We start from the raw sequence: 5,731 nt of genomic DNA, 5'->3' as shown, positions 1-5,731 counted from the left end.
CCGCAATTGGCAGGTGTTGCGCTCATGGAGCAGTTAGTAGAGACGCCTGTGTCTAGCCAGTTGCTCTCTGCTTCGTCTGATTTTCAAATACATGAAGTCGTACTTCGTAACCGCGTTTGGAGTGGTCGGAGGATTCGTGACATCACGCTTCCAGAGAGCATACTTATACTCTCGATTGTTCGAGACGGTGTTCAACTGGTTGCACATGGCGACACGGTCATGAAACGGGGAGATACGCTCGTTGTAGTCGGCCATCCAAAGGACATTCTAGAATTTCATGCCCAAGCTTCAAGCAATTCCTTGTAAAGAGAAACCATACGTAAGAGTTTGGAAATCAATTGGGATTGTGGGTTTCCGCAGATGAGGCCCCTGACAGCCACCTGTTACCTACCCGGTCGTACTGGTGTCAGTGCAGCAGCGGCAGTCGGAGGATATGTGCAAGTATCTGGTTCGCCAAGAAAAAAGCCACCCCGCGGCAACAGCGGAGAGGCCTTGTGTAGGTTCGTTATTCTTAACAAGCTTGATAATGACGTTTCGGTAGTTCTTGTACAGTGCATCGTAACGACTGCCAAGTGGTGGTTGTGAATAAAGCCAACAACACCCAGAACATGTGTGTGTGAACCCAGAACAGTTGTGGCCAATGGTTGACCAGGAAGTTCAAGGCAAATGTTGTCGGCAAGGACAGGGCTAGAAAAGAACCCGCTGCTACAACCATCAGTACCCAGAACGTAGTCTGCGAAGACCGAGGGGCATCTCGTCTTGTCCGTTGAGCCATGTAAACGAGGCTGAATAGACTCGGTATGACGAAAACCATGTGCATTTGTTCGACCAGTGGCGAAAACACGAGGGGCGCCAGACTCGCAAGGCCAACGTCGATACACCGATGAGACGGAGTGCGAATGGTGACCCATAGGAATAGCAACGCAGTGAGCGCCATGAATAGCAAGAAACACGCGTTTTGGAAAGTTGGTGGCCAGTGCAACCAATGATGTTGAGCAAACGCACCCAAGACACCAACCAGAGACTGATTGTACGGCGCTGGGCCGTTCTTCATGCTGGTTTGACCGAATGCCATAAATTTTTCTGCGTAGTGGATTAAGCACGCTGGTCCGAGCCAGATGGCAGTGATTCCACTGAAGATGCCTGCAGTAAACAAGGCTGAAATTGAAACACGCCACTGTTTACGCAGGAGTAAGTATACCAGGATGGCGGCAGGCGTCACTTTGAAAACAATGGCGAGTCCAAGAGGGATACCAGCCCGCCATGCTTGCTGTCTGTTGTATAGCAAATAAAACGACAATGCCACAGCTGAGAACAAGACGCAATTCACATTACCGACACCAACGTCCAATTGAACCGGGGTCATGACGCTTGCGCCTAAAACCAACAGCCCGACGTACTTCCAATCAAGTCGTGGCCATATGACTCGGGAAATCCAAAATACGCCTAAACTGTACAATAGAATGCTCATTGCCATCCAGATTCCTGATGACAGAGAAAACGGTAAAGCGCCAAATGGGCACCAGAACACCGCAAATTGCGGGGGATAGACATACTGGTTGTGAGGCAGAAACGGAAAGTGAAATCGAGCAAGAAATGTTTGTTCAGCATGTGAGTTATACAGTGAACTGCCAGATTGATGGTGAAGAATCGCTTCAAAGGCATAGTAAAAAAATCCGTAGTCATAGTGGAGTAAATGAATCGCATTCAGCCCATTCCATTCAGCAAACGCCAACAAGCTGGACACGACGATGGCAAGGAACCAGAATGCGAATCTCAATATAGGTATTTGGTCTAGCTTTCTGATATTCGTCACTGAGTGACCCTCCTGGAGAAGTACATCGACAGAGTATCGCATTCTTTTCGCAACCCTATCATGTATCCTATACCTATTAGGATACAATGCAATCGCCTGGTAGAGGAAAACCAATCTTTGCCGATGGGGAATGCGGTGATTCTCGGGAAGGTGCAATGTATCCGAACATCAAGATATCCCTTCTCAAATGACCGCCTATCACATTGCAAACCGCACGCCTGATGAGTCGCAACACGGACTTACCCACACTGCCCGTGGTATCCCAGAGACACATGTTACATGGCCACCCAGTGCATACTACTTTGGTGCAGCTTAGTTGTGAGCGGTGTGCGACATGTGTGTGACGTGGAAGCGCTGTGCTGCCCTGGACCTGTACCACATGTGCCATAATCGGGGGTGGCTTCGTCCATGAGTTGGTGGGTTGTGTTACTGATTTTTGTCGTTTTCGCTGTGATTGCTTTTGTGATGTCGCCCCCGACGTATCTCGTAGACAAACTGGTCGACAAGTTCCAATCACACCCCAATCTTGATGAGGACAGCATTTCCAACATTTTGGTGAACGGCGTTGCAATGGAAGGAGAACAAAGGACGCAATTTATACGGGGCTTCAATGAGGCGAACTTTTTGTATGAGGGTGGCTACGATCCCAAAAACAGCGAAGGACCCATTCTCGTCAAAATAGAGCAGGGCGGTCGTGTGCTCCTCTTCAGCATGTACCTATGTAGGGGCGACCAGGTGGAAATTGTAAGACATAAAGGCACGAAGCACGTATCATATCGAGTTCAGTCAGCTGACTTGCGGAAATTCCTGTCATCCCTAAGGGAACGGTCTAATGTGTAGACATCATGCAGAGTCGTTTTCCCACACCCCACTGCACATGGCCGATGATGGCGCACATTCCGCGAGAGCGCCTTCCAATCGCGACAATTGAGCTTTTGTATCCACCCCTCTTCTCACCATCCTTTCACTGAGTCATCCCCCGTCATGGACATGTGCAAAAGCGTGGTTTCGGTACTCAGACGGCGTTTGGCCCGTCGCTTGACGGAACACAGTTGAGAAGTGAGATATGCTTCGAAATCCAAGGCCGATGGCGATATCTGTTACAGACTTGTTGTGCTCGTGTTTCAGCAGTTCCATCGCGCGGGTGATGCGCGTTCGGCAGATGTACTGAGCCGGCGTCAGCCCTGTCACGCGCTTAAACACGCGGTGTAGGTGGTACGGACTGATGCTGAGCTGCCTCGCTACGGCAGAAAGGGTCAGCCGTTCATGGCACCTGCGCTGGATGAGGTCCTTCATTTGCATCACGAGTTCGACATCGGGACCATAGGGACGTTCGTCCGGTCGACATCGCTTGCACGGTCGAAAGCCTGCCTGGACAGCCTCTTCAATGCTGCTAAAAATGCGCACGTTGTCCCGCTTGGGTGTACGCGAGCGGCACGATGGTCGACAAAAAATTCCCGTGGTCAAAACTGCGTAATAATATTGGCCGTCATACGTGGGTTCACAATTGACGATGGATTGCCAGATGGATTCGTTCATATTCATCACCTGCCAACTCCACTATACTTCGAGTGCTCCATTCTTGTCAGGCTTCCGAAATATGAGGGCAAGAAAATGACAATGGCGCGACCGTGTGAATCGCAGCTGGGATAGGAAATACTGGAGAAATCGGCTCAGTTTTGAAGAGTCGTGGCAGCGTGTACTTCAGGGGGCTGGAAAACGGGACTGCACAATGCGGTTGTCCGCTCGAGTAACGTAGGTTCTGTTGGGAGGAATCACACATGCGCAGAGGAACGAAAATCGTACTCACCACTGTACTGGCTCTCGTCGCCACAGGCGGTGGCGTCCTTGGTTATATGTACAACAGATTGCAACCAGAGCATCATTTTGCCTACGTGAAACCCGTTGTGAATCCAAGGGGAGCCACAGGACAGCGTGGTATCAACGTACTGGTGCTGGGTTCCGATGCACGTCCCAGCGACGTGGCTTCTCACACAGATTCTATCCTGCTTTGTCATATGGACTTCGCGAACAAGGAATACGACGTGTTGAGTATTCCGCGGGACAGCCGTGTCTATGTGCCAGGATGGGGACATACCAAGCTCACAAATGTCCAGTACTTGGGCCAATCCGCCGGTGACGTCAAAAAGGGTGTCATGGACGTGGTGAACCAGGTAGGGGCATTGACCGACGTGCCGATTCACTATTATGCCGAGACCAACTATTGGGGATTGCAAGCGATGGTAAATGCCATTGGACCCATTCGGATGACGATTCCGTTTAACGAGACACTGACGCATCCGTGGTATGCAAAAAATCGCGGTAAAGTATTCAAGAAAGGATCGTATGATTTAGATGGGGAAATGGTGGCGGAGGTCGTGCACGAGCGCGATTCTTTACCGCAAGGAGACTATAGTCGACAAAGGCTGCAAGAGGAAGCGTTGCTCGGGATTGCAAACGCGCTGTTGAAACCGTCAAACTTGCCGAAGTTGCCAGCTTTCTTTCACACTGTGCCGCAGTACATGATTGCCAGCAACATGTCCGAGGAAGACATGTTGAGTTTTGCTCTGGCTGTAAAATCGTTTCAACCGTCCCAAGTGCACTACTTCACCATCAAAGGGGAAAGTCAGATTGCGTACGATGATGTCTTGAAGGCCTACTCGTCGCAAATCATTCTGAATCAAGACGACCTACATCAAATCATTGCACAACATTTCACAATATAGCATCGTCTACGAAGTTGGCAATAATAAAAATTAATAGAAATCTTATTGACAAACAATCCGTGGGCCAATATACTTCACTTTGTAACTTGAATTTCGTTAGCGTGTAATCATAAGTAAGTTAATTGGAGGGACTCTCGTGGCAAAGTCCAAGTGGATTGTAGACACCCCGCACAGTAGTATCGATTTTTCCGTGAAACACATGATGATTGCGACAGTAAAAGGGTCTTTTCACAACTTCGACGCTTCCATCGAGGCAGACCCGACCGATTTGACCACCGCGAACATCCAATTTACGGTGGAGGTGGCGAGCATCGACACTCGGAACAGTGACCGCGATGCGCACCTGAAGAATGCTGATTTTTTTGATGCTGAAAAGTATCCTCAGATCACGTTCCAATCGACCAAGATTGTCAAGACCGGTGAAGGCGAGTACGACGTCACGGGAGACTTGACGATGCACGGCATCACGCGGCCCGAAACGTTTGCAGTTACGTTTGAGGGGCAAGGGAAAGATCCGTGGGGCAATGAAAAGGTCGGGTTCAGCGCGGAAGGAAAAATCAATCGCAGCGACTACGGATTAAAGTACAACGCGGCGCTGGAAACCGGCGGAGTGTTGATTGGGGAACAGGTTAAGACTTCGATTCAAATCGAGGCAGCCAAGCAAGCCTGAGCGGTGAATCTAAGAGAAATCATAGGATGAGCGATTTGCAAAACGCCTGGTGTGTTTCCCTAATGCCGGAAACACGGTGTATTGTGCTGAACCAGGTGTTCGTCGTTTTTTTTCAAATCGCTGAGGATAGAAAAGGTGCCCAAGGGGAGAGCACTGCAAAACGAATACAGTAATTGTAAACAACACCCCCAGTACAGTCTTGGTGCTGGGGGGGTTGTATAATTTTAAGAAAAAAGGAAGGCTCGGATGCTCCACTCCAGAAACCTCTTCAGGTGATTCGGGAGGCAGCCAAAAGACTACAGCGAGTCGTGCTTAAGAAGTACCCGAATCTCAAAAAGAAGCTGCCAACGGAACCGATGTTCGAAAAGGACCATCCAGATGCAGAAAAACTCATGCTGCATTATCTCGCCGAGTTAGGAGAAACAATCGAGACATTGCTACCTGACCATGAGGGTGCAGTCACCGAGAAATTAAAAATTGCCAAACAAATTGTAGAGGATGAACGTCTTCTCGCAAATA

At 49.5% G+C, this 5,731-nt stretch carries 6 protein-coding genes and 1 pseudogene; 5 read left to right on the top strand and 2 right to left on the bottom strand.

From position 1 onward, the window contains the following. Nucleotides 1–306, top strand: a 306-nt coding sequence (locus YWK_RS21690; RefSeq protein WP_026965780.1) for a TrkA C-terminal domain-containing protein, incomplete at its 5' end; no start/stop codon positions are given. A 205-nt stretch (nucleotides 307–511) separates the two neighbouring features. Here the strand turns inward: YWK_RS21690 and YWK_RS0117455 are convergent. Continuing rightward, a complete protein-coding gene (locus YWK_RS0117455) occupies nucleotides 512–1,816 on the bottom strand; it encodes a glycosyltransferase family 87 protein (RefSeq protein WP_026965779.1) in 1,305 nt (434 codons plus the stop codon). A 408-nt stretch (nucleotides 1,817–2,224) separates the two neighbouring features. Between YWK_RS0117455 and YWK_RS22975 the strand changes: the two genes are divergently transcribed. Beyond that, nucleotides 2,225–2,656: a YfmQ family protein gene (locus YWK_RS22975; protein ID WP_026965778.1), complete on the top strand. Its 432-nt coding sequence runs from the start codon at nucleotides 2,225–2,227 to the stop codon at nucleotides 2,654–2,656. A 132-nt stretch (nucleotides 2,657–2,788) separates the two neighbouring features. Here the strand turns inward: YWK_RS22975 and YWK_RS20635 are convergent, their stop codons facing one another. Next, nucleotides 2,789–3,361, bottom strand: a complete 573-nt coding sequence (locus YWK_RS20635) for a bifunctional transcriptional activator/DNA repair enzyme AdaA (protein ID WP_035467442.1) — start codon at nucleotides 3,359–3,361, stop codon at nucleotides 2,789–2,791. 236 nt (nucleotides 3,362–3,597) lie between these two features. Here YWK_RS20635 and YWK_RS0117440 point away from each other — a divergent pair, with 236 nt between their 5' ends. The 3 genes and pseudogenes from YWK_RS0117440 to YWK_RS22285 form a co-directional block, all read left to right on the top strand. Next, nucleotides 3,598–4,542 (top strand): LCP family protein, encoded by a 945-nt coding sequence (locus YWK_RS0117440; RefSeq protein WP_026965777.1) that lies wholly within the window; start codon nucleotides 3,598–3,600, stop codon nucleotides 4,540–4,542. Nucleotides 4,543–4,678: 136 nt separating this feature from the next. Continuing rightward, entirely contained in the window at nucleotides 4,679–5,212 is a 534-nt protein-coding gene (locus YWK_RS0117435; RefSeq protein WP_026965776.1) for a YceI family protein, read from the top strand. Nucleotides 5,213–5,469: 257 nt separating this feature from the next. Then, a pseudogene (locus YWK_RS22285) lies at nucleotides 5,470–5,731 on the top strand (hypothetical protein); the annotation flags it as partial.

The organism is Alicyclobacillus pomorum DSM 14955 (genome assembly GCF_000472905.1).
GTDB lineage: Bacteria > Bacillota > Bacilli > Alicyclobacillales > Alicyclobacillaceae > Alicyclobacillus_A > Alicyclobacillus_A pomorum.
The sequence above is the reverse complement of the archived record's forward strand: the minus strand, read 5'-3'. Positions and strand labels throughout refer to the sequence as shown.

Bases quoted from the DNA above. Each gene is read 5' to 3' on its own strand.
- YWK_RS22975 (WP_026965778.1), top strand. From the start codon at position 2,225: ATGAGTTGGTGGGTTGTGTTACTGATTTTTGTCGTTTTCGCTGTGATT.
- YWK_RS0117440 (WP_026965777.1), top strand. From the start codon at position 3,598: ATGCGCAGAGGAACGAAAATCGTACTCACCACTGTACTGGCTCTCGTC.
- YWK_RS20635 (WP_035467442.1), bottom strand. From the start codon at position 3,361: ATGAATATGAACGAATCCATCTGGCAATCCATCGTCAATTGTGAACCC.